Below are 23741 nucleotides of genomic sequence, written 5' to 3' on the forward strand. Positions count from 1 at the left end.
AAAGGCTAAAGAAGGACTATGAGCTTCAAAAGCTCTAAGTTTTAGGAGTGCCGTCGGAGTAGGGAAGAAGTGTGGCCGGGCAGATGAGCTGCCCGGCCGGATTTACAGCTTATTTCTTTTTTTCGCGCTCGTTTACTTCTTTGATAACTTCGTCCGCTACGTTTTTCGGGCACGGCATGTAGTGCGAGAATTCCATGGAGAACTGGCCGCGGCCGGAAGTCATGGTGCGCAAGTCGCCGATATAACCGAACATATCGCTCAGCGGTACGTCAGCTTTGATACGCACCCCGGTAATACCGGCATCTTGAGACTTAATCATGCCGCGACGGCGGTTTAAGTCACCGATCACGTCACCAACGTTCGCTTCAGGCGAGAACACGTCTACTTTCATAATCGGTTCCAATAATTGCGGAGCCGCCTTGGGAATGGACTGACGATACGCTGCGCGAGCAGCGATTTCAAAAGCGATAGCTGACGAGTCAACCGCATGGAAAGCGCCGTCGGTCAGGTTTACTTTGAAATCCAGGCATGGGAAACCTGCCAACACGCCTTTGTCGATACTGGCTTTGAAGCCTTTTTCAACTGCCGGCCAGTATTCGCGCGGTACGTTACCACCGGTTACAGTCGATTCGAACACAAAACCGCTGCCTGGCTCGCCCGGCTCGATGATGTAGTTGATCTTGCCGTATTGGCCTGAACCGCCGGATTGTTTTTTGTGCGTGTATTCGTCTTCAACGCGTTTGGTGATGGTTTCGCGGTAAGCCACCTGTGGCTTGCCGACGTTCACTTCAACGCCATGAGTACGTTTCAGGATGTCCACTTTGATATCCAGGTGCAACTCGCCCATGCCTTTGATGATGGTTTCGCCGCTTTCCTCGTCGGTTTCAACGCGGAATGAAGGGTCTTCCTGTATCATCTTGCCCAAGGCAATGCCCATTTTCTCGTTGCTGCTTTTATCCTTAGGCGAAATGGCGATAGAGATAACGGGATCAGGGAATACCATCGGCTCCAGAGTGGCCGGTTTGTCAGGATCGCACAAAGTATGACCGGTCTGAACGTTTTTCAAGCCGATCAGCGCAACGATATCGCCGGCTTGTGCAGTCTCGATTTCGGAACGGGTATCGGCGTGCATTTCCACCATACGGCCGACACGTTCGGTTTTGCCGGTATAGGTATTCAACAAGGTATCGCCTTTTTTCAGGCGACCTGAATAGATCCGGATGAAATTCAAAGCGCCAAAGCGGTCGTCCATAATTTTAAAGACCAATGCACGCACTGGACGGTCGGCATCGACAATCGCGTGTTCGCCGGTCGGGTTGCCTTCCAGGTCGACTTCCGGTTGTGGATTGACTTCAGTCGGGCTGGGCAGATAATCGATAACGCCATCCAGTACCAATTGCACGCCTTTGTTTTTGAACGAAGAACCGCAATAGGTCGGGAAGAAATCCATTTTAATGGTGCCCTTGCGGAGGCAGCTCTTGAGCTGGTCAATGGTGGGCTCTTCGCCTTCCAGATATTTTTCCATGATGTCGTCGTCCTGATCGACGACCTGGTCAATCAGCTTCGCGCGCCATTCTTCGACATCCGCTTCCATATCGGCAGGCACGTCTTGAATTTCGTATTTCATCGGGTCGCCGGAGTTATCCCAAATCCAAGCTTTGCGGGTTAACAGGTCAACCACGCCGGAGAATTGGTCTTCGCGGCCGATAGGCAGGGTCATCACGACCGGTACCGCACCCAACACGTCTTCGACTTGTTTGACGACGCGGTAAAAATCGGCGCCTAATCTATCCAACTTGTTGACGTAAATAAGACGGGCGACTTTGGAATCGTTGGCATAGCGCCAGTTGGTTTCGGATTGGGGCTCCACGCCGCCTGAACCGCAGAACACGCCGACACCGCCGTCCAGAACTTTCAGTGAACGGTAAACTTCAATAGTAAAGTCAACGTGGCCTGGAGTATCGATGATGTTGAAGCGGTGGTCTTTCCAGAAACAAGTGGTAGCGGCCGATTGGATGGTGATGCCTCGTTCCGCTTCCTGTTCCATAAAGTCCATGGTTGACTCGCCTTCATGAACTTCGCCGATTTTGTGGATTTTACCGGTGAGTTTCAAAATCCGTTCGGTAGTCGTTGTTTTACCGGCATCAACGTGGGCGAAGATACCAATGTTTCTGTAATGCGATAAATCTGTCATGTTTTCACTCTAAAGTTGGGCATAAAAAACTTTTGTGGTGACCACTCTCAATAAACTCATAAAGTAAAGCTTGTTGAGGAATCGTACCGGGGCGTAGGCTACATACCGTAACCGCAGTCACACAACCTAAGACCGCGGTGGCGGTAGCCAACGGAGTGGATGAAATGCGTCGGATACATGCAAGTAGCTCAAAGCCGAGTGAGGTGCTTATTTATGGTCACCATCGCTGCTCACTCGTCCAGCTTCGAAAGCTTTCTATTTTAACCTAAAAACTTTAGTAAAAACATAGAAAACCCATGTGTTGTGTTGTAGTAAAGTTAAAACGGCCAAATTTAGTCAGATATTGGTGATGGGTTTAGAAATTATGCAGGCATCATTCCAAGCATTTTTTACTTTGTAAAGCCTAGGTAATATCTATTTTGCAGCTATAGTTACTGACTTCGTTATTGTAAAATGACCGATTGTAAGCAGGGGTTCCGATTATGATTATCGCCGATATTATGACTACCAATCCGGTTACAGTTAATATGGATACTGAGCTATTGGAGATCAAAGAGATCTTTGATCATGTCTATTTTCACCATTTGTTGGTTGAAGATGAATCGGATAACACTTTTGCGGGGATTATCTCCGACCGGGACTTGTTGCGGGCGCTGAGTCCTTATATTCATACAGCTGCCGAAACTTTACGCGATCAAGAAACATTAAGAAAACGCGCTCATCAGGTCATGACCCGTCAGCTTGATACTGTAACGCCTGAAACTGATTGCAATGTTGCCGTGCAAAGAATGTTGGATGCGGATATATCCTGCATGCCCGTTATCGGCAATGACGGGGCTATCTTAGGTATCGTTACTTGGAAGGATTTTCTAAAAACTTATCTAAAACAACAATCCGTGAACCCATAACTATATGACTATTAAATGGAATTGAACTCATGATCTTTAATCGGTAGAAAATAGCCAATTGCGTCTTTGCCGGTATGACTGAGTAGATGTTGCCCGCCTGGGCGGGCATTAAGATATTAATATAAAAACAAATGACATCGAAGAACGATCCTCTGGAACTCAATATGATTGCAATGGACATGCAAATAATCCCTCCCAAAATTATAGCGGAACCGCTGACGCTTAATGGATGGACGCATGTGCTCTGCAATGAGGAAATGCCTATATTTTCGAATACCGCCCTCTGTATTCACGATATCTTAAACGATGACAGAAAAGGTGCTATGGAGTTGGCTTCCGTTATTTTGCAGGACCCGAATCTTACGGTTAAATTATTAAAAATCAGTAACACGCCTCATTACAATCCATCTCGTCAGAAAATGGTTACCGTATCCCGTGCCATTATTATGATTGGTTCCGAGGTTATTCGGGAATTAACGTTGGTATGCTCTTTTTTTGAGGCCATTCTCTCGTCGACTAATAAGGAGCAGGCCAATGAAGAAATAGCCCAAGCCATTCATGCGGCAGTACATGCGAAGTCGATAGCGATTGCGCTGAACGATAAATCGCCGGAAGAGGTTTTTATTGCTACGCTGCTTAATCATATTGGCAGTATTTCTTTTTGGTGTTTTTGCGGTGAGCAGGGAGATCGCATTCAGACACTGATAAATAAAGAAAATTTCAGTCGAGAAGACGCCGAGAAAAAAGTGTTGGGTTTTAAATTGACAGAGCTGGGCGCTTCCTTGAGTAAGGCCTGGAAATTAGGCAGTCTAGTGGAGGAATCGATTAAATCGGGCCCGCTTTCCAAAAATCCCAGGGTGGAATTGGTCCATTTAGGTTATGAAATAACCGATGCATTGAAGGACGGGGTCGGTTCAAGAAAATATGAAGTTTGTGTCAGCAAAATTGAGACCCTTACCAAACAGAGTAGAAGAGTTATAAAAGAGAAGCTTCAAAATAATACCGCCACCGCATCCGATATCGCTTGTCAATTTGGAGCCACCGATGCGGCGATGATCATTCAAAGCCGTTTAACTCAAGCGTTCAAGATGGAAGAAGTGACGCCGGTTGTTGATAAAAAACAGCTGCAACTGCAAATTTCGCAGGATATTATGTCAATAATAAGTGACCGGATTGACATTAATTTATTGCTGGAAACTGTGCTTGAAGGGATTCATCGAGGCATAGGCATGGATCGAACGATTTTTTCCCTGTTAGGTGCGGATAAACAAACCCTTAAAGAAAGGATGTCTTTGGGATGGCGTAAAGAATCGTATGAGCATAAGATTCTCTTCGATATTTTAGATACGCCGGCTAATCTATTTTTTCATGCGTTTTCCAGCGGACAGCCATTCTGGGCTAAACCTTCGGTTAATGCTAAGTTGTACACTCTTCGGGATATTCATGTGGTTGGAAAAAATGAGTGTTTTCTTATGCCGATTTTTTCCAATAAAACGCCTATCGGATTGATTTATGCCGATCGGGCAATTAATAATCAACCGTTAACGGCAGAAGAGTTTAATACGTTCAAATATTTTGCCCAGCAAGCCAATATAGGCGTTACCGTTTATCGTATGCAGCGTGCCGCTAGCGGAAAAAAAGGCGGCGGTGCCGATCAAGATAATGTTTATTGAGACTGCCAAGCGGATGGCTTGGCAGGGCTGTCGCAATATTGGTCGAGTAGCTTTACAAAATAATCCCGATCAATTTCTTCAGCGCCAAAGCTTGCCAGATGCTTGGTGTGCACCTGACAGTCTATTAATTGATAGTCCCAATATTTAAGTTGTTGAACCAAAACGGCAAAAGCCACTTTGGAGGCGTCGGTTCTGGTATGAAACATCGATTCGCCTAAAAAAACCTGGCCCAATGTCACCCCGTATAATCCCCCAACCAGTTCATCGCCATCCCAAGCTTCAATAGAGTGAGCAAATCCGGCTTGATGCAATTGATTATATGCAGTCTTAATTTCTTCAGTAATCCATGTGCCTGCACTATCTTTACGAGGAGCTGCGCAGGCGGTAATGACTTGATTAAAGGCGCGGTCAAAAGTTACTGAAAAAATATTTTTGCGTAAGGTTTTTCGTAAACTACTGGAAATGATCAGCTTATCGGGAAATAAAACCAGGCGCGGGTCAGGCGACCACCATAAAATAGGCTCGTCGTGGTTATACCAGGGAAAGATGCCATGCCGATAAGCATTCAGCAAACGTTTTGGGGATAGGCACCCCCCGATAGCGAGCAAACCGTCCGGTTCGCGGAGCGCTTGACTCACTAACGGGAAATCTTGCTCTGGGTTTCCGGGGTCAAGAACCGTCAGTCGCATGGCTTAAATTTCAAGATGCCGAGCTGAAAGGAGATCCGGATGCAGCTTAGCCGACTAATTCATCAAGGAATTTTTCCGCGTCCAACGCTGCCATGCAGCCCGCGCCGGCAGATGTAATGGCTTGCTTATAAACAGAGTCCATTACGTCGCCGGCGGCAAATACACCTTCAACGCTGGTTGCGGTGGCGTTTCCGTGAATGCCGCTTTTAACTTTAATATAGCCGTGCTCCATCTCCAGTTGGCCTTCGAAAATACCGGTATTGGGCGTGTGGCCAATCGCTATAAATACGCCATGCACATCCAGTTCTTTGGTCGAACCATCCTGGACATTTTTAATTCTAAGGCCGGTAACGCCCATATCGTCGCCCAGCACTTCGTCCAACTGGGAATTCCATTCGATACTGACATTGCCGTTTTGCGATTTCTCAATCAGCTTGTCGGACAAGATTTTCTCGGAACGGAACTTGTCCCTGCGATGCACAACAATAACCTTTGAGGCGATATTGGCTAAATAGAGCGCTTCTTCAACAGCCGTATTGCCGCCGCCAATGACTGCAACCGGTTTATTTCTGTAGAAAAAACCGTCGCAAGTGGCGCAAGCGGAGACGCCTTTGCCTTTGAACGCTTCTTCGGACTCCATGCCTAGATACCGAGCTGAAGCGCCGGTCGCAATAATAAGCGCATCGCAAGTATAGGTGCCGGAATCGCCGGTTAACGTGAAAGGGCGGGCGGACAGATCGGCGGTATGGATATGGTCGAAAATGATCTCGGTGTTGAAGCGTTCGGCATGTTTGAGCATCCTTTCCATTAGCGCCGGCCCTTGCAGGCCTTCAATATCACCGGGCCAATTATCCACTTCGGTCGTTGTAGTCAACTGACCGCCTTGTTGCATACCGGTAATAATAACCGGATTCATATTGGCGCGTGCGGCATAAATCGCGGCCGTATAACCAGCGGGTCCGGAGCCTAGAATTAAAAGACGGCAATGTTTTGGATTACTCATTAAAGAACCTTTGCAAGAGGGGGAGGCAAAAAATTAATTATGAAGATGAAAGCGTGTTTCGTAAACTGTTTTTATCCGTATGGTTGGAGAACATTGGAAGAACTGTGAACACTGGGGGTTATTCGGGGGATTACTAATGTAAAACATTGCATTCTTGATCTATAATCATGTTTTCTTGGTAATTTATATGACGAGTTGTTGAACATGGCTGCTGTGATGGAAGAAAGACCCTTTCGCGGTTTGCGTGAAGTCGCCTTATTGGGCTTTATCGCAAGCGGATTATTTTTTTTAATTTCGTTGGTCACTTTTAGTAATGAAGATGCAGGTTGGACGCACAGCGGATCAGTGCAGACGGTCTCCAATGCTTGCGGTGTTCTTGGCGCATGGATTGCGGATTTCATGCTCAGTTGCTTCGGCCTGGTCGCTTACCTGTTTCCGGTTATTATTTTTTGGCAAGGTTACCTGATTTACACTCAAGGCAGGCAAGATCGTGAAAAAACGGTCATTGCGCTGCAATGGGTAGGGTCTATCGCAACCATTGTTTCAGGCTCTGCATTATTAAATTTATATCTGTTGAGAATAGGGATCGAGCTACCCAGCAACACCGGGGGCATTTTAGGCCAGGAAACCGGCAATGCCTTGCTGGTTATGTTAGGCAATTCAGGGGCAACACTGCTTTTGTTAGTGGTTTTACTGGCTGGAGTCACTCTAGTTACCGGTTTGTCATGGGTCGCGCTGATCGATGTTATCGGTAAATATACCGTATTTATTTGTCGTTTTTTTTGCACCACCATTTTAGGGCTATTACAGGATCATTCAGCCAAGCGCGCCCAAGCATTAGTTAATAAACCCGCAAGACCCGAGCCTAAGAAGAAAATCCTCGCTAAAGTCATACCGACGAATATCGAAAAGCCAGTTGAAAAAATAGCAAAAAACACGATTCCCGCCAAAAAACAGCCGGCCGTTAAATATGACGCCAGTAAAGGCGTTTTGCCTTCCCTGGAGCTATTGGATCATAGAGACACTCGCGTTATAGGATATTCTCAATCCGACCTCGAAGAAATGTCGCGCTTAGTGGAAGATATTCTGGCTGATTTTAATGTCGTCGTCTCTGTAGTCGGTTTTCATCCCGGTCCGGTTATTACCCGTTTTGAATTACAGCCTGCGGCTGGAGTTAAAGTCAGCCGTATCAGTACCTTGTCTAAAGACCTGGCCAGGGCTTTGTCGGTTACCAGCGTTCGTATCGTTGAAATTATCCCCGGCAAGTCGGTGGTTGGTCTTGAAATTCCTAACCGCGAGCGGGAGATGGTGACTTTACGCGAGTTATTGGTGTCGTCGCCGTTTGAAAAATCAAAATCGTTGCTGACGTTGGCGATGGGCAAGGACATTGCCGGTACGCCGATGGTTGCCGATCTTGGCAAAATGCCCCATGCGTTGGTTGCCGGTACCACGGGTTCCGGTAAATCGGTCGCGATCAATACGATGATTCTCAGCCTGCTTTATAAAGCCACGCCGGAGCAGGTGCGCTTGATCATGATTGACCCGAAGATGCTGGAATTGTCGGTTTATGAAGGTATTCCGCATTTGCTAACCCCTGTCGTAACCGATATGAAAGAAGCCAGCAATGCGCTACGCTGGGCGGTTGCGGAAATGGAAAGGCGCTATAAATTAATGTCCAAAATGGGCGTCAGGAACTTAGCCGGTTTTAATCAGTTAATAGAAGACGCAACGGCAAGAGGCGAGACCATTCGCGATCCGATGTTCCAAATGATCAATCCGCTGGAGGAAGGGGAAGAGTATCCCTCTTTAACCACTCTGCCCAGCATCGTCATTGTAATCGACGAACTAGCCGATATGATGATGATTGTCGGCAAAAAAGTTGAAGAGTTGATTGCGCGCTTGGCGCAAAAGGCGAGGGCGGCCGGTATCCATTTAATATTAGCCACGCAACGCCCATCGGTCGACGTATTGACCGGTTTGATTAAAGCTAACGTGCCAACCCGGATTTCGTTCCAAGTATCTTCGCGTATCGACTCGCGCACGATTCTCGACCAAGGCGGAGCGGAGGCTTTGCTAGGTAATGGCGATATGCTGTTCTTACCCTCGGGCACCAGTATTCCGATGCGCGCCCACGGCGCATTTGTCGATGATCATGAAGTGCATCGCGTGGTTGAGTTTTTAAAACAAACCGCGCCGCCCAATTATTTGGAAGATATCACCCGGGATTCTTCCGATTCCAGCGACGGCTATAGCATGAGTGGCGGCGGTGGCGGTAACGGCTCAGAAACCGATGCCTTGTACGACGAGGCCGTGCAATTTGTCACTGAGACCCGTAAAGCTTCTATATCCAGCGTGCAAAGACGCTTTAAAGTCGGTTACAACCGCGCCGCAACGATGATCGAAGACATGGAAGCGGCCGGTGTTGTCAGTCCTCCGGAAAGCAACGGCTCAAGAGTCGTGTTGGCGCCTCCTCCTGTAAGGGATTAACGGTGAATATTGCGTTGATCGGAGCCGCCATCGCATTGATGGCGACTTTGGGCGGTATCGTTATGATCAGGCGCAAAGCCTCCCAGCAGCCCATACACGTTAAAATTGTTCTTTTCGGGCTTTATTTCTGGGGCTTGGCATTTCTGCAGTTGCTTATATTTGCTTTGGCATATCACTGGATCAAAGCCTGATCTGAATGAAGCGAAGCGCTTAAAATCGCATTCAACAACTTAATTGTGGTTTTACGCAATCAGTATTCAGCCGTGATGTTTCGGCGAGTTAATTATAGAGGGCTGTTGCGTAAGATGCATGGTTTTCTGGAAATAGTCATTCGATATACAAGAAAATAATCAACCTCTTGGGCTTATTGACAACAGCGTAACGAGCTGATAATTTGCCGCGCTGGCACTCGTCTTGATGGAGTGCTAATTTTAGTCGCAGAGGTTGGTGTGAGTAGTAATACGCAGGTTTTAAATGAGCGGTCGCTACAGCTGTTAAAAACGCTGGTCGAACGTTATATCAGTGATGGTCAACCGGTAGGTTCCCGGGCTTTATCAAAAGATTCGGATTTAAATTTAAGTCCGGCAACCATTCGCAACGTCATGGCCGACCTGGAAGACCTGGGCTTGGTGCATTCGCCGCATACGTCGGCCGGACGAGTGCCTACAGTCAGCGGTTATCGTTTATTCGTTGATTCCTTGTTGACGGTTAAACCGTTGGAGTCGAAAGATTTAACTTTGCTGCATCAAAGCTTGTCGGTCAACGAAGATCCTAATAATGTGATCGGCACCGCCTCCCGCCTGCTATCGGAGTTAACGCAGATGGCCGGGGTTGTAACCCTTCCGAAAAGAGAGGTGGTTTGTTTACGGCATATTGAGTTTCTATCGTTATCACATACCCGTGTTTTGGTTATTTTTGTTACCAATGAGCAGGAAGTTCATAACAGAATCATCCATACCTCTAAAATATTCAGCCCAGCCGAATTACAACAGGCCGCTAATTACCTCAATTCGATTTATTCCGGCCGCAGCCTCGATGAGGTGCGTAAAGCGCTGCTAAAAGAGTTGCAGGACGATCAGGAGCGCATGAATCAGGGCATGCTGGATGCGGTAAAAATGGCGCAACTGGCATTCGACCAAGACAATAAAAAAGATGATTATGTGCTGACCGGCGAAACCAACTTAATGGGTTTTTCGGAATTGTCGGACATGGAACGGCTAAAAAACCTGTTTGAAGCATTCAGCCAGAAGCAGGGCGTTATCCATTTGCTGGATCAATGCATGAAAGCCGACGGCGTACAGATATTTATCGGCGAAGAATCCGGTTATCGAGCTTTCGATCATTGCAGCCTGGTGACCTCATCGTATTCGGTCAGCGATGAAGTGGTCGGCGTATTGGGCGTTATCGGACCGACCCGTATGGCTTATGAAAAAATCATCCCTTTTGTCGATGTGACGGCAAAATTGTTGGGCGCCGCCTTGAATCCGAAATCAACGACCCCACTATAAATGATGTCTTTCTAGTGCCGTCGGGCATGGATATTAATTTTAAACGTTATGGAGCTATAAATAATGAGTACTGATCAGGAAGCGCCTGAATCTCAGGTTAAAACTGAAAACGAAACGGTTACAGAGCAACCGCACACAGAATTAGTTGAGCACGAGCCTACCGTTGAGGAACTGCAGCAAGCACTGGCCCAGACTGAGCAAAAAGCCCAGGAGAACTGGGATAAAGCGGTTCGCGCACAGGCGGAAATGGAAAACCTGAAAAGAAGAACGCAAAAAGACCTGGAAGATGCTCACAAGTTTGCATTGACTAATTTCGCGAAAGAATTGCTGCCGGTATTAGACAGTTTGCTGCTGGGCTTACAGGCTGCAACAGGCGATAGTGAGGAAGTGAAAAAGTTCCGTGAAGGTAGCGAACTGACGATCAAGCAGTTCGAATCAGTATTTGCAAAATTCAAAATTGAAACAATTGACCCGATAGGCCAACCGTTTAATGCTGAACAGCATCAGGCGATGGCTATGCAAGCCGTAGAAGGCGCTGTGCCGAATACGGTCGTTAATGTTTTCCAAAAAGGTTATATGTTGAACGGGCGTTTACTTCGTCCCGCAATGGTTCTGGTTGCCAAGGCGCCGGAAAAGAAGCCGACAGATACTCCTAACATTGATGAACAGGCTTGAAATCAAATAAAGCAGCCTTATATCTGTAACAACTTTTACTTTTAAATAAATACAAGCCCGGAGAATTCAATGGCTAAAATAATCGGCATAGATTTAGGAACAACAAACTCGTGCGTCGCGGTTTTGGAAAACGGCGTCGCAAGAGTTATTGAAAACAGTGAAGGCGCGCGTACTACGCCGTCTATTATTGCTTTTACCAGTGACGACGAAGTATTGGTTGGGCAGTCGGCAAAACGTCAAGCCGTTACCAATCCCAAAAACACCTTATTTGCGATCAAGCGTTTGATCGGCCGCCGCTTTAAAGACGATGTCGTGCAAAAAGACATCAAAATGGTGCCGTATAAAATCGTCGAAGCCGAAAACGGCGATGCCTGGGTAGAAGTGCATGGCAAAAAAATGGCTGCACCTGAAGTTTCGGCCCGCGTTTTGATGAAACTGAAAAAGGACGCTGAAGCGTATTTAGGAGAAGAAGTCACCGAAGCGGTTATTACCGTGCCGGCTTATTTTAACGATTCGCAACGTCAAGCGACTAAAGATGCCGGCCGTATTGCCGGTCTTGAAGTTAAACGTATTATCAACGAACCGACTGCATCGGCATTGGCTTTCGGTATGGACAAACCGAAAGGCGACACCAAAATTGCTGTATACGACTTAGGTGGCGGTACGTTCGATATTTCAATTATTGAAATTGCTGAAATCGAAGGCGAGCATCAATTTGAAGTGTTATCGACTAACGGCGATACTTTCCTGGGTGGTGAAGATTTCGACTCAAGAGTTATCGAATATCTGGCGTCGGAATTTAAAAAAGAAAGCGGCGTTGACCTGCATAACGATCCGTTAGCGTTGCAACGTTTAAAAGAAGCGGCGGAAAAAGCCAAGATCGAATTGTCTTCAAGCCAGCAAACCGATGTGAACCTGCCTTACATTACCGCGGATGCATCAGGTCCTAAGCACTTAAACGTTAAATTGACTCGCGCCAAACTGGAATCGCTGGTTGAAGAGCTGATCAACCGTACCAAAGGCCCATGCGAAATGGCATTGAAAGATGCGAAGTTGAAAGCATCGGACATTAACGACGTAATTTTGGTCGGCGGTCAAACCCGTATGCCGAAAGTACAGGAAATGGTGAAATCCATTTTCGGTAAAGAACCACGCAAAGACGTTAACCCGGATGAAGCGGTAGCTTTGGGGGCGGCGATCCAAGCGGGCGTTTTGGGCGGCGAAGTTAAAGACGTACTGTTGTTGGACGTTATCCCATTATCATTGGGTATCGAAACCATGGGCGGCGTGATGACCAAGCTGATCGAGAAAAACACCACGATCCCAACCAATGCATCGCAAGTGTTCTCTACCGCGGATGACAACCAAACTGCGGTAACCGTGCACGTATTGCAAGGCGAGCGTGAAGTCGCGTCGGCGAACAAATCGCTGGGACGTTTCGATTTGGCCGATATTCCACCTGCACCGCGCGGCGTGCCGCAAATTGAAGTTGCGTTCGACATCGACGCGAACGGCATCTTGAACGTATCGGCCAAAGACAAGGCGACCGGTAAAAAACAATCTATCGTTATTAAAGCATCCAGCGGTTTATCGGATGACGAAGTTGAACGGATGATTAAAGACGCTGAAGCGCACGCGGACGAAGACCGTAAACTGACTCAGCTGGTAGCGGCGCGTAACCACGCTGACGGTATGATTCATGCGACTGAAAAATCACTGAAAGAACTGGGCGACCAAGTCAGCGCCGATGAAAAATCCAGCATTGAGCAAGCGATTGAAGCATTGAAAGCCGTGGTTAAAGGTGACGATAAAGAAGCTATCGAAGCTAAAACGCATGACTTAACCGAGTTATCAGGTAAACTGGCCGAACGTGTTTATGCACAAAAAGGCGGGGCTGAAGGTGGCGCATCCGAAGCTCACGCTTCTTCAGAGCATCATGCTTCAGCGGACGACGGCGTTGTTGACGCCGAGTTCGAAGAAGTTAAGGATGACGATAAGAAATAAAATGTAAGTCGAATGTAGCAGGGAACCATTCCTGCTACATTAACTCAAGCATAAAACCACAAAGAACACGAAGCTCGCGAAGAAAAAAACTTCGTGTCCCCTTCGTGTTCTTTTTGCGGTTTAGTAACCAGGCTCTTATCCTCTTCCCGGAGTATGTCGGACAAAGTCAGACGAAGATAATCACCAAAATCCAAACAGTAGAATATTAAACCATGGCAAAAGAAGATTATTACAAGCTTCTCGGTGTAGACAGAAACGCCAGTGATGCAGAGATTAAGAAAAGCTATCGCAGTAAAGCAATGAAGTTTCATCCGGACAGGAATAAAGATAATCCGACGGAAGCGGAAGCCAAGTTTAAAAAGGTTAAAGAAGCTTACGAAGTTTTGTCGGACCCTAAAAAGCGCGCCGCTTACGACCAATTCGGCCATGCCGGTGTTGATGGTTCAATGGGCGGTGGCCGTGGTGCCGGCGGTTTCGGAGGTTTTGGAGCGGGTGAAAGCTTCAGCGACATTTTCGGCGATATTTTCGGAGGCGGAAGACAGCAGCGCAGCAGCGTTCAACGCGGATCGGACTTGCGCTACAATTTGGAATTAACGCTTGAAGAAGCTGTATTCGGCACCGACGCCAAGATCCGAGTGCCGGTATTGGTTACTTGCGGCGAATGTAGTGGTTCCGGCGCTAAAAAAGGCTCCAGTCCTATTATCTGTTCCACTTGTCACGGTCACGGACAAGTCAGGATGCAGCAAGGTTTCTTTTCCGTTCAGCAAACTTGTCCTACTTGCCGCGGAACCGGCAAGCAGATCAAGGATCCTTGCGGCGTGTGCTACGGTCAGGGCCGGGTTCAAGAGAACAAAACCTTGTCCGCAAAAATTCCGGCAGGCGTCGATACCGGCGACCGCATACGTTTGGCCGGAGAAGGCGAAGCCGGGGAGAACGGCGGACCGTCAGGCGATCTTTACGTCCAGGTTCAAGTCAAGGACCACCAAATTTTTACCCGCGACGGCGCAAACTTATATTGCGAAGTGCCGATCAGCTTCCCTACCGCTTGTTTAGGCGGCGAACTGGAAGTGCCGACTTTGAACGGTAAAGTATTGTTAAAAATCCCGGCTGAGACACAAACCGGAAAATTATTCAGATTGCGCGGCAAAGGTGTTAAGCCGGTCAGAGGCGGGCCGGTCGGCGACTTGATGTGCAAAGTACAGGTTGAGACACCGGTACACCTGACCAAAGAACAAAAAGCCCTGGTTGAGCAGCTCAGTGAATCGTTATCCGGCAGCGGCAAGCATCATAGTCCTCAAGAAACTTCATGGACTGACGGCGTAAAAAGCTTTTTCGATAAATTAACAGGATAAATCATGATGCGTATTGCTGTAGTAGGGGCGTCCGGCCGCATGGGCCTTTGTTTGATAAAAGCCGCGGTACTGGCTAAACAGGCCGAATTGACCGTCGCGGTGTCTCGTCCGGATAGCCTTTCAATCGGGCGGGACGCAGGTGAATTGGCCGGCATTAGCGTGACGGGCGTCAAAGTTGTTGATAGTTTGGCAGCTGTTGTCGACCAATTCGACGTGCTGATCGATTTTACACGTCCCGGCGCATCGATGGATTTCATCGAGATTTGCCGCGAGGCCGGAAAAAAAATCGTTATCGGCACCACCGGTTACAGCGACGAGCAAAAAGCCCGGATCAGCGACGCGGCAAAAGACGTAGCCATTGTAATGGCACCGAACATGAGCATCGGCGTTAACCTGTCGTTGAAATTGCTGGAGATGACTGCCAAAGTCATGGGAGATTACACCGATATTGAAGTGATCGAAGCCCATCACCGTCATAAGATCGATGCTCCGTCCGGCACCGCGTTGCGTATGGGCGAAGTCGTCGCCAACGCCTTAGGCCGTGAACTGAAGGACTGCGCGATCTACGGCCGCGAAGGCAACACCGGCGAGCGCGACCGCAAAACCATCGGTTTCTCGACGATACGTGCCGGAGACATCGTCGGCGAGCATACCGTCATGTTTGCCGATGAAGGCGAACGCGTCGAAATCACCCACAAAGCCACCAGCCGTATGACGTTCGCCAATGGCGCGGTTCGGGCCGCGGTTTGGCTGGCCGACAAAGAGAGCGGTTTGTACGACATGCAGGACGTTCTGGGGCTTTCCTGAACGCTTGGGGCGTGCCTATCAGGCAGATTGCAGCACGCCCCGAACAGTCACATAAATCCCCATCACTATGAGTACATATACCCTGCTTTTTGTTGACGACGAAGTTGACATCGTTGACAGCTTGCACCGGTCGTTTCGTAAAGGGTATCGCACCTTAAAAGCTACATCAGGGGCCGAAGCGATAAAAATTCTCGCTGAGCAAACGGTCGATTTGATCGTTTGCGATCAGCGCATGCCGGAAATCAGCGGCGACCAAGTGCTTAAATATGCGCTGGAGCAACAACCCGAAGCCATCCGTATTTTGCTGACCGGCTATGCGGACACCGACTCGCTGATGCGTTGCATTAATGACGCACAAATCTACAAATACATCTCCAAACCCTGGGAACCGGAAATGCTGCGCTTGACCGTCGTGCGCGCATTGGAAAGCCAGGAGCTTTCAAAGCAAAAACAACTGGTCACCAACGCATTGACACAATATGTCAGCAGTAAAGTTGTCGAACAAATCATGGTTGATCCTTCGCGGCTGCAACTGGGCGGTGAGCGCAAAACGCTGAGCATCTTGTTCTCCGACCTGGAAGGATTCACCGATTTGGCCGAGCGCATGGAACCGGAGCCATTGACCGCCCTGCTTAACGATTACCTGACGGAGATGACCAACATCATCCTCGACGAAGGCGGCACGCTGGATAAATATCAAGGCGACGGCATCGTCGCTTTCTGGAATGCGCCATTGGATCAAGCCGATCATGCCGTCTGTGCCTGTCGAGCCGCTTTGCGTTGCCAACAGCGCCTGGCTGAGCGCGCCGACGACTTCGCAGCCCAGGCGGGCGGAGTGTTGAAAGCGCGTATCGGTCTGCATACCGGCGAGGTCGTGGTCGGCAATATGGGCAGCAAAATACGTTTCGACTATTCGATTCTGGGCGATGCGGCCAATTTGGCCTCGCGACTGGAAAGCGCGAACAAGCTGTTCGGTACGGCGATTATGGTTTCGGAAGCAACCTGGCTGCAAGCCGGCGGCAGCAATAACTTTATTGGCCGGGAAATCGGCATGGTCAAAGTGGCCGGGCGCAGTGCGCCGGTAAAGGTATTTGAGTTGCAAGGCCAAGCCGGTACAAGCGCATCCCCGGATATGACTGCTTACCGGCAAGCGTTGGATTTGTGCCGCGCAGGCATATGGATAGATGCCGAAGCAGCATTCAATAATTGGCCTGATGATTCGCTATGCCAAGCTTATGCCAAGCAGTGCCGAAAGGCGCAAGAACAGAGTGGCTGGGATGGGGTGTGGTTGATGGATAATAAATAAACTTGTTGAGAAAACGAGCTCTCAACACATTGAGATAGCGAATGCCCTGCTACTGCGCATATGTTCAGGTCAGTTTGACTTGTCTCGCAGCCATTTACGTTAATGGTTTTCGAGCTATGTTATGATTCAGTTATTAAATCAATCAGTAAAATCGGCGCAACATGATTCGTAAACTGCACATAAATAATTATAAATCCCTACACGATCTGACTTTAGATGTCGGGCGTTTTAATGTGCTTATTGGTGAAAATGGTTGCGGGAAAAGTAATTTGTTGGAGGCGATTGGTCTGGTTGCTGCTGCGGCAGCCGATAAATTAGATAATGAATTCTTGGTATCGAGAGGGATTAGGGTGACTGAGCCGCAACTGATGCGGTCGGCGTTTAGTGAAGATAATCTGCAAGAACCTATAAAGATCGGTGTGGGTTTTGAAAATATTGGCAGGTTACTAAAATATACGCTAAATCATGAAGATGAAGCTTATGCAAAATGGACTAGATTGGAAGCCGAATTATCTGACTTAATTATGAGATGGAAAATATTAAAGGAAATGGAGGAAGATCCATCAAAAAATAGTAAAAAATCTTTGCCACATCAAATGCTAGCTATAACCCCAACTACTTGGGGGTTTATAAAGATGAGCATTGTGCATTCTGCTGCTAAATTTTTTGAAGGTAACGAAGACGAAGCCAAAAACTACCTTGAACACTATAAGGAAGTTTTAAATAGCGAAAGTAAATTTGAAAGTTTTATTATTTACTCTCCCGAAAACACCGCGCTCAGAAACTTTTACAAAGAAGGCCAAATTGAACCTTTAGGTATTAACGGCGAAGGCTTGCTAAAGCTATTAAAAGTTATTCAAAGTAAATCGCCGGAACAACGGCAAGACATACATGCCAGCCTGCAACTTTTCGATTGGTATGCTGAACTCGATATTCCCAAGGATTTGTCTTCGATTGAAGATAAAGTAACCATAACCGACCGTTATTTAACCCAAGTTTTCGACCAGCGTAGCGCCAACGAAGGCTTCCTGTTTGTGCTGTTTTATATCGCATTGATGGTATCCGACGATACCCCGAAAATATTCGCCATCGACAATATCGATACCTCGCTGAATCCCAAGCTCTGCACCAAGCTGATTAAAGAATTAACCCGTTTAGCAAAAAAATACGATAAACAAGTTTTCGTAACCACCCATAACCCTGCCATTTTAGACGGCATTGACTTAGGCGACGATGAGCAGCGGTTATTGGTGTTATCCCGCAATAAACAAGGCCATACCCGCTATAAACGCATCACTTTGGAAGACAAACCGCGTTCCTCGACGAATGAAGACTTAAAACTATCGGAAGCCTTTTTAAGAGGTTATTTGGGCGGCTTGCCGAAAGGATTTTAAATTTTATGTTGTTTGGATTGGCTTGTGAGGGTGTGACCGACCAGATCACCATTGAAAATATTCTGTGCGGTTATTTTAAGAATTTAGATGACGAAGAAATAACGCATTTACAGCCGCCTTTCGATGAAACCGACCGGAAGCAAAAGGATTTTGGCGGTTGGCAAATGCTGCTTGCGTATTTAAGTGCGACACGGTTTCGAGACGATGTTTTGAATAACAAATTTATTGTTGTTCAAATTGATACCGATGTATCTAGCGAAATAGGTTTTGACGTTGCTCAGGTTGGTGATGATAACCAGCCATTAACGTCGGAAGTTCTAATTGCCAATGTTATTGCTAAATTGGCGGCCATTGTCAATAGCGGCGAAGCGGGTTTTTATCAACGTCATTCGGAAAAGATCATTTTCTGTATCAGCGTTCATTCCCTGGAATGCTGGCTTTATGCTTACCACAATAAAAAAATACTCAGTAAACCTAAAATTACAGGGTGTTTCGGGGCTTTGTCTCATTTATTGCCGGGTACTGCAAAAACCTACCGTTGTTATGATGAACTCAGTCGAGCTTTTCTAAAGCGCAAAAATATAGACCTTGTCGCAACAAAAGATCCCAGTTTCCGCGTCTTCATTCAATCGCTGGAAAAAATAGAAGACTTGGTGAATAAAATGCTTGTAGGGAGCTGGCCATGCTAAGAATATTCCACACCGCAGACTGGCATCTAGGCCACCAACTCCATGGCGTATCCAGGCAACTGGAACACCAGCACTTTCTGGACTGGCTGCTGGACGAAATGCACGCCAAACAAGCCGACGCACTGATTATTGCCGGCGATATTTTCGATTCGGCCAACCCGTCCTCGGCCGCGCAATCTCAACTTTACGAGTTTTTGGTTAAAGCCAGAACCCGGCTGCCGAATCTGGATATTGTTTTAGTCGGTGGCAATCACGATTCCGCGTCCCGGCTCGATGCGCCGTCGCCTATCCTCAATGCGCTCGGCGTTATCGTGGTCGGCGGCTTGTCGCGCGACGGTGACGGCAATATCGATTGGCAACGGCTGCTGGTGCCGCTGACCAACGCGGCGGGCGAGATCAAAGCCTGGTGCGGGGCGATGCCGTTTCTGCGCAATGCCGATTTGCCGGCCAATCAACAGAAAGACGATCCGTTAATCTCCGGCATGAAAACGCTGTATGCGGAATTGTTCGAGCAACTGCAACAAAAAGCCGGCAACGGTGAAAGCCTGATATTGACTGGTCATTGTTATATGGTCAACGGCGCGGTATCCGAGCTGAGCGAGCGCAAAATCCTGGGTGGCAACCAACACGCGCTGCCGGTCGAGTTATTTCCCGATGACATCGCTTATGTGGCATTGGGCCATTTGCATTTGGCGCAACGAGTCGGCGCAAACGAACATATCCGTTACAGCGGCTCGCCGATTCCATTGTCGTTCGATGAAAGCGATTATCCGCATCAGGTCGTCCAGGTCGATGTCAAAGCGGGCCAAGCGCTTGAAACTGTTGCCATTAAAATTCCGCGTAGCGTGCAATTATTAAGAATTCCCAACAGCAAGGATTTTGCGGTATTGCCGGATGTGATCGGGCACTTGCAAAGCCTGGCCCTCGACGACCTGCCGGTTGAACAACGGCCGCTGCTTGAATTGAGGATCAGGTTGGAAAAACCGGAGCCCGGCTTGCGTCAGCAGATTGAAGAAGTGATCGCCAAGCTGCCGGTGCGCCTGTTAAAAATCTCCACCGCCTACAGCGGCAGCGAAAAAAGCCTGGCCGACCTGAAAATCGAAGAACGCCTGGAAGAACTGCAACCGCTGGATGTGTTCCAGCGCTGTTATCAAAATAAATACGACCAGGACGCACCCGAAGCGATAAGTGCGTTGTTTAATGAATTGTTTGAAAGCCTGCAAGGAACCGAATAATGCGAATTTTAGCGATACGCGGAAAAAACCTGGCAAGCCTGGCCGAGCCGTTCGAGATTTTATTGAATTCCGGGCCGTTGGAGCAGGCCGGGTTATTTGCGATTACCGGCCAAACCGGCGCCGGCAAAAGCACGATTCTGGATGCGTTGTGTCTGGCGCTGTACGATAAAGTCCCGCGCTTGCCGGACGGCCACGGTTTTGCGGTCGGCCATAAAGACGAGGACGAAAACCTGCGCGTGACCAGCAACGACGTGCGTTCGATACTGCGCCGCGGCACTGCCAACGCCTATGCAGAAGTGGATTTTATCGGCAAGGACAAGCAGCATTACCGGGCGCGCTGGGAAGTCAGCAAGGCTCGAGGCAAAGCGGACGGTCGCTTGCAACCGCAAGAAGTCATGTTGACTAAAATCGACGATGACCAGCGCATCGGTCAGGGCAAGAAAAACACGTTGGAAACGATCAGCGAGCTGATCGACCTTAACTTCGACCAGTTTCGCCGTTCGGTGCTGCTGGCCCAAGGTGATTTTGCCGCATTTTTAAAAGCCAAAAAAGACGAACGTTCCAGTTTGCTGGAACGCATCACCGGCACCGAACTGTATTCCGAGCTGTCCATCGCTGCATTCGAGCGGGCCAGACAGGAAAAGGATGCGCTAAGCCGGATTGCAAGTCGGATACAGGACCAAATCCCGCTGGATGCCGATGCCCGCCAACAGCTCGAACAGCAACGGGATCAACTTGTCGGCCAGTTGGCCGAGCTGGATCAACAAATTGCCGGCAACCAAAAAATCATCGATTGGTACGCCGAGCTGAAAAAGCTGCAACAAGCCGAACAAGCCGCTCGCGACAATCTTGCCGTCAGCCGGCAGGCATCGGATGTGGCTGAAGCCGACCGGCAATGGCTACGCAAAGTCGAAGCCGCGCAACCGTTAAGGCCGCTGTTGGCGCAATATCAAACGGCAAATGCCGAACACCGGGATGCCGAGCAAAAATCCAAAGACAGCAGCGCCCAGCAAACAGCCGCCGAAATAAAGCTGCAAAGCGCAACGGAACTGTTAGCTACGCAGGCCAAAGCATTAGCCGAAGCCGAACAACAGCAACAGCAGGCGCAACCATTGTTAATTCAAGCCAGGGCGTTGGATACCCGCATTGATGTGATCCGCCAAGCGGTCGAAAGCCTGACTATTGAAGAAAGCCAGCTATTTACCGCGTTGGGCAGTGCCGAAAAAGAGCAGCAATCACTACTCACTCGACAGGCTGAGCAGACCGCGAAACTGCAACAGCTTACTATCTGGCTGGAGCAAAATCAGGCAATTAAACCGATTGCTGCCGAATGGAAGCGATGGGATGGAGAGTTGGAACGCTACCAAGCACTGAACGCCAGGAAAATAGAGGCGGCGCTGAATGCTGAGCGGCTAAGGTTGGCGATTGCCAACGATGAACGCAGTTTGGCGGAATTAAAATCGGCGATCGACGACAGTGATAAAAAGCTCGAACAGCATCAGCAAACGCTGGCGCAATTGAAAATACAGGACGGCCGGCAGTCCCTGGAAGACTTGCATCGTGATAAAGACGAGCTTGACGCCAAGCGTGAGCAAATTACGCAAGCATTGAGCCTGGCTAGCAATGCGCAGGGCCTTCAACAGGCAATCAAGCAGGATCAGGACAAACTGGCAGCGGTCGAGCAGGCGACAAAAGACGGCATGCTGCAACTGCAAAGTTTAAACCGGGAGCAGGCCGCGAATGGCGCGGCCCTAGCCGAAGCGAGAAAGGCTTTGGAGTTGATGCAGGCGATAACACATAAAAACGCCGAACAATTCCGCTCGTTGTTGCAGGACGATCAGCCGTGTCCGGTTTGCGGAGCGCTCGAGCATCCCTGGAAAACGCATGCCAGCCTGGGCAATGAGCAGGCCGAGGCTCAGTCGGCGCGGGTCGCCGAGCTGGAAAGCCGGCATGAAACGCTGATTAAAACTATCGCCGAACTGACCAACAGTATCAGCCAGGGCGAGACTCAAAAAACAGAGTTGGCCGATAAGCTGTCTGAAGCGCGGACAAAACTGGTTCAATACGGTCATGATTGGAGCGCTGTAGCGATGACCGATAAAGCGGATTTTCCGGTCACAGATAGTCGTCTTTTACCGGCGCTGAAAAGCCAGGGCGAGCAGATCGATTCCGCGCTGGAGTTAATCAAGCAACAGCAAAAAGCGGCGCTGGAATTACAAAGACAGCTTAAAGCCGGGCAGGATTCATTCGCGGCCGAGCAACAAAATAAGGAAAGCTTGTCCGCCGAGTACGCCGCGCGGGATAAGCAACATGCCAAGAATAAAGCCGACCTCGAACATGCCGCCGCAGCCGTTGAGGACTTGGGCGGGCAACTGCAAGCGATTGTTACCTTATTGGCGGCACCGTTTCGGCAGTTGGACAATTGGCAAGCCGATTTGCAGGGCGATGGCGCAAAATTCAGGCAGGTTTGTTCGGAGCAAGCGCAGCAGTTCTTACTGATCGAACAGCAGGTTGAAGCTGTCGGCAAAGATTTGGAAAAAATCAATCATGACCAAAAGCTCGCCGAGCAGGCCTTAAATCAATGCCTGCAACAGCACCGGCTAAAACAAGAAGAGTTAAACAGCCGGACTGAACAGCAGCAAAAATTGTTGGCCGAGCGCGAGGTGGCGTTGCCGAACGTGAGCGCCGACAGTTACGAACAAAGCGTCAATCAAGGCCTGCATTCCGCAAGAGTCGCCCACCAGCAGGCCGGCAGCCATGTCAGCCAGGCTGAAACCGACCTGGCAACGCATAAGCAGGCTCGCCAGCATTGGCAATCCGAGGTTGGCAGACGTTTAGACAACCTGGATAAAGCGGCGGCTGCGTTGAACCGGTCACTGGAAAAGCTTCAGATCGATGTTGAGCAATTAAACCGCTTGCTGGAAAAAGACGAGCACTGGCTGGCTGAACAGAAGGCCGGAATCGCGGAACTGGAGCGCGCACTGCAAGAGTCTGAAGCCTTATTAAAAGTTAAGTCCGACGATTGCGTTAAGCACCAAAATAATCCTGTCGATAAATCCGAGGAAGACGCGAATAAACAGTCGGCCGAATTACAGCAGCAAAGACAGCTTGCGCATAGCCGGAAAGAAGAGTGCGTCATACTGTTGCGGGAAGACGATAAAAAAACCGCAGCCGGGCAATTGTTAAAAGCCGAGCTGGACAGCCAGCAAGAGCGCTGGAAGCAATGGGAAAGCCTGAATGAATTGATCGGTTCAAAAAACGGCGCGAAGTTTCGGACCTTTGCGCAAAGCCTGACTTTGGAAGCATTGCTGGCGCACAGCAACCGGCATCTTGAAGACTTCGCCAAACGCTATGCGTTGCAGCGCGTGCCGGGCAGCGATCTGGAGCTACAAATCATCGACCGCGACATGGCCGACGACGTGCGTAGCGTCCACAGCCTGTCCGGCGGCGAAAGCTTCCTGGTGTCGTTGGCGCTGGCCTTGGGTTTGGCGTCGTTGTCGTCGAACAAAACCCAGGTCGAATCGCTGTTCATCGACGAAGGCTTCGGCAGTTTGGACCCGGAAACCTTGGATATAGCCATCGCCAGCTTGGATACCTTGCAAGCGCTGGGCAGGAAAGTCGGCGTAATTTCGCATGTGCCTATTTTGGTGGAGCGGATTGGCGCGAAGGTGGTGGTTGAGAAGCAGGGCGGGGGAAGGAGCCGGGTTTTGATTGTTGGGGGGTATTGAGTTGGTTTAAATAAAGATAGACGAACACTATCTGGCTAAACGGATAATTTAATGTAATGATCGCTTCATTTATTGCTTGAACACGTCTA

17 protein-coding genes are annotated in these 23741 nt (G+C 48.9%); 14 read left to right on the forward strand and 3 right to left on the reverse strand.

Features of this window, described 5'->3' with window-relative positions; translation table 11 throughout:
- Positions 1–109: 109 nt before the first annotated feature.
- Positions 110–2194 (reverse strand): elongation factor G, encoded by a 2085-nt coding sequence (fusA, locus tag EKO24_RS05075; protein ID WP_127026789.1) that lies wholly within the window; start codon positions 2192–2194, stop codon positions 110–112.
- A 482-nt stretch (positions 2195–2676) separates the two neighbouring features.
- Between fusA and EKO24_RS05080 the strand changes: the two genes are divergently transcribed.
- Both EKO24_RS05080 and EKO24_RS05085 read left to right on the forward strand, forming a co-directional pair.
- Complete coding sequence (locus tag EKO24_RS05080) at positions 2677–3102, forward strand: CBS domain-containing protein (protein WP_127026790.1); 426 nt, start codon at positions 2677–2679, stop codon at positions 3100–3102.
- Positions 3103–3233: 131 nt separating this feature from the next.
- Positions 3234–4775 carry an HDOD domain-containing protein gene (locus tag EKO24_RS05085; RefSeq protein WP_127026791.1) on the forward strand — a complete coding sequence of 514 codons (1542 nt, stop codon included), beginning with the start codon at positions 3234–3236 and terminating at the stop codon, positions 4773–4775.
- On the opposite strand, the gene aat is transcribed toward EKO24_RS05085, so the two are convergent.
- Positions 4769–5464: a leucyl/phenylalanyl-tRNA--protein transferase gene (gene aat, locus EKO24_RS05090; RefSeq protein ID WP_127026792.1), complete on the reverse strand. Its 696-nt coding sequence runs from the start codon at positions 5462–5464 to the stop codon at positions 4769–4771. The genes EKO24_RS05085 and aat overlap by 7 nt on opposite strands.
- 46 nt (positions 5465–5510) lie before the next feature.
- Positions 5511–6467: a thioredoxin-disulfide reductase gene (gene trxB / locus EKO24_RS05095; protein ID WP_127026793.1), complete on the reverse strand. Its 957-nt coding sequence runs from the start codon at positions 6465–6467 to the stop codon at positions 5511–5513.
- A gap of 204 nt (positions 6468–6671) precedes the next feature.
- On the opposite strand from trxB, the gene EKO24_RS05100 reads away from it, so the two are divergent.
- From EKO24_RS05100 to EKO24_RS05155, 12 genes are all read left to right on the forward strand, one after another.
- The gene (locus tag EKO24_RS05100) at positions 6672–8954 is read left to right on the forward strand and encodes a DNA translocase FtsK (protein ID WP_127026794.1); all 2283 of its coding nucleotides are present in this window, start codon (positions 6672–6674) and stop codon (positions 8952–8954) included.
- A 2-nt stretch (positions 8955–8956) separates the two neighbouring features.
- Complete coding sequence (locus EKO24_RS05105) at positions 8957–9145, forward strand: hypothetical protein (protein WP_127026795.1); 189 nt, start codon at positions 8957–8959, stop codon at positions 9143–9145.
- A 258-nt stretch (positions 9146–9403) separates the two neighbouring features.
- Entirely contained in the window at positions 9404–10462 is a 1059-nt protein-coding gene (gene hrcA / locus EKO24_RS05110; protein WP_127026796.1) for a heat-inducible transcriptional repressor HrcA, read from the forward strand.
- Between the two features lie 63 nt (positions 10463–10525).
- Positions 10526–11137, forward strand: a complete 612-nt coding sequence (gene grpE / locus EKO24_RS05115; protein ID WP_127026797.1) for a nucleotide exchange factor GrpE — start codon at positions 10526–10528, stop codon at positions 11135–11137.
- Between the two features lie 69 nt (positions 11138–11206).
- Positions 11207–13141, forward strand: a complete 1935-nt coding sequence (dnaK, locus tag EKO24_RS05120; RefSeq protein ID WP_127026798.1) for a molecular chaperone DnaK — start codon at positions 11207–11209, stop codon at positions 13139–13141.
- Positions 13142–13353: 212 nt separating this feature from the next.
- A complete protein-coding gene (gene dnaJ / locus EKO24_RS05125; protein WP_127026799.1) occupies positions 13354–14493 on the forward strand; it encodes a molecular chaperone DnaJ in 1140 nt (379 codons plus the stop codon).
- Between the two features lie 3 nt (positions 14494–14496).
- The gene (dapB, locus tag EKO24_RS05130) at positions 14497–15300 is read left to right on the forward strand and encodes a 4-hydroxy-tetrahydrodipicolinate reductase (RefSeq protein WP_127026800.1); all 804 of its coding nucleotides are present in this window, start codon (positions 14497–14499) and stop codon (positions 15298–15300) included.
- Between the two features lie 67 nt (positions 15301–15367).
- Positions 15368–16606, forward strand: a complete 1239-nt coding sequence (locus EKO24_RS05135) for an adenylate/guanylate cyclase domain-containing protein (RefSeq protein ID WP_127026801.1) — start codon at positions 15368–15370, stop codon at positions 16604–16606.
- A gap of 161 nt (positions 16607–16767) precedes the next feature.
- A complete protein-coding gene (locus EKO24_RS05140) occupies positions 16768–18000 on the forward strand; it encodes an AAA family ATPase (protein WP_127026802.1) in 1233 nt (410 codons plus the stop codon).
- 5 nt (positions 18001–18005) lie between these two features.
- A complete protein-coding gene (locus EKO24_RS05145; RefSeq protein ID WP_127026803.1) occupies positions 18006–18689 on the forward strand; it encodes a hypothetical protein in 684 nt (227 codons plus the stop codon).
- Positions 18683–19924, forward strand: coding sequence for an exonuclease SbcCD subunit D C-terminal domain-containing protein (locus EKO24_RS05150; RefSeq protein WP_127026804.1), 1242 nt, complete (start codon positions 18683–18685; stop codon positions 19922–19924). The genes EKO24_RS05145 and EKO24_RS05150 overlap by 7 nt, the downstream gene beginning before the upstream one ends.
- On the forward strand, positions 19924–23652 hold the full coding sequence (locus EKO24_RS05155; protein ID WP_127026805.1) for an AAA family ATPase: 3729 nt from the start codon (positions 19924–19926) through the stop codon (positions 23650–23652). Before EKO24_RS05150 ends, EKO24_RS05155 begins: the two co-directional genes overlap by 1 nt.
- The last annotated feature ends 89 nt before the right edge of the window (positions 23653–23741 follow it).

Origin of the sequence: Candidatus Methylobacter oryzae (genome assembly GCF_003994235.2) — a bacterium.
GTDB classification, from domain to species: Bacteria; Pseudomonadota; Gammaproteobacteria; order Methylococcales; family Methylomonadaceae; genus Methylobacter_A; species Methylobacter_A oryzae.

What these genes read in the sequence shown, in the direction of transcription:
- fusA (WP_127026789.1), bottom strand. Translation starts at nt 2,194, where the DNA reads ATGACAGATTTATCGCATTACAGAAACATTGGTATCTTCGCCCACGTT.
- EKO24_RS05080 (WP_127026790.1), top strand. Translation starts at nt 2,677, where the DNA reads ATGATTATCGCCGATATTATGACTACCAATCCGGTTACAGTTAATATG.
- EKO24_RS05085 (WP_127026791.1), top strand. Translation starts at nt 3,234, where the DNA reads ATGACATCGAAGAACGATCCTCTGGAACTCAATATGATTGCAATGGAC.
- aat (WP_127026792.1), bottom strand. Translation starts at nt 5,464, where the DNA reads ATGCGACTGACGGTTCTTGACCCCGGAAACCCAGAGCAAGATTTCCCG.
- trxB (WP_127026793.1), bottom strand. Translation starts at nt 6,467, where the DNA reads ATGAGTAATCCAAAACATTGCCGTCTTTTAATTCTAGGCTCCGGACCC.
- EKO24_RS05100 (WP_127026794.1), top strand. Translation starts at nt 6,672, where the DNA reads ATGGCTGCTGTGATGGAAGAAAGACCCTTTCGCGGTTTGCGTGAAGTC.
- grpE (WP_127026797.1), top strand. Translation starts at nt 10,526, where the DNA reads ATGAGTACTGATCAGGAAGCGCCTGAATCTCAGGTTAAAACTGAAAAC.
- dnaK (WP_127026798.1), top strand. Translation starts at nt 11,207, where the DNA reads ATGGCTAAAATAATCGGCATAGATTTAGGAACAACAAACTCGTGCGTC.
- dnaJ (WP_127026799.1), top strand. Translation starts at nt 13,354, where the DNA reads ATGGCAAAAGAAGATTATTACAAGCTTCTCGGTGTAGACAGAAACGCC.
- dapB (WP_127026800.1), top strand. Translation starts at nt 14,497, where the DNA reads ATGATGCGTATTGCTGTAGTAGGGGCGTCCGGCCGCATGGGCCTTTGT.
- EKO24_RS05135 (WP_127026801.1), top strand. Translation starts at nt 15,368, where the DNA reads ATGAGTACATATACCCTGCTTTTTGTTGACGACGAAGTTGACATCGTT.
- EKO24_RS05140 (WP_127026802.1), top strand. Translation starts at nt 16,768, where the DNA reads ATGATTCGTAAACTGCACATAAATAATTATAAATCCCTACACGATCTG.
- EKO24_RS05145 (WP_127026803.1), top strand. Translation starts at nt 18,006, where the DNA reads ATGTTGTTTGGATTGGCTTGTGAGGGTGTGACCGACCAGATCACCATT.
- EKO24_RS05150 (WP_127026804.1), top strand. Translation starts at nt 18,683, where the DNA reads ATGCTAAGAATATTCCACACCGCAGACTGGCATCTAGGCCACCAACTC.
- EKO24_RS05155 (WP_127026805.1), top strand. Translation starts at nt 19,924, where the DNA reads ATGCGAATTTTAGCGATACGCGGAAAAAACCTGGCAAGCCTGGCCGAG.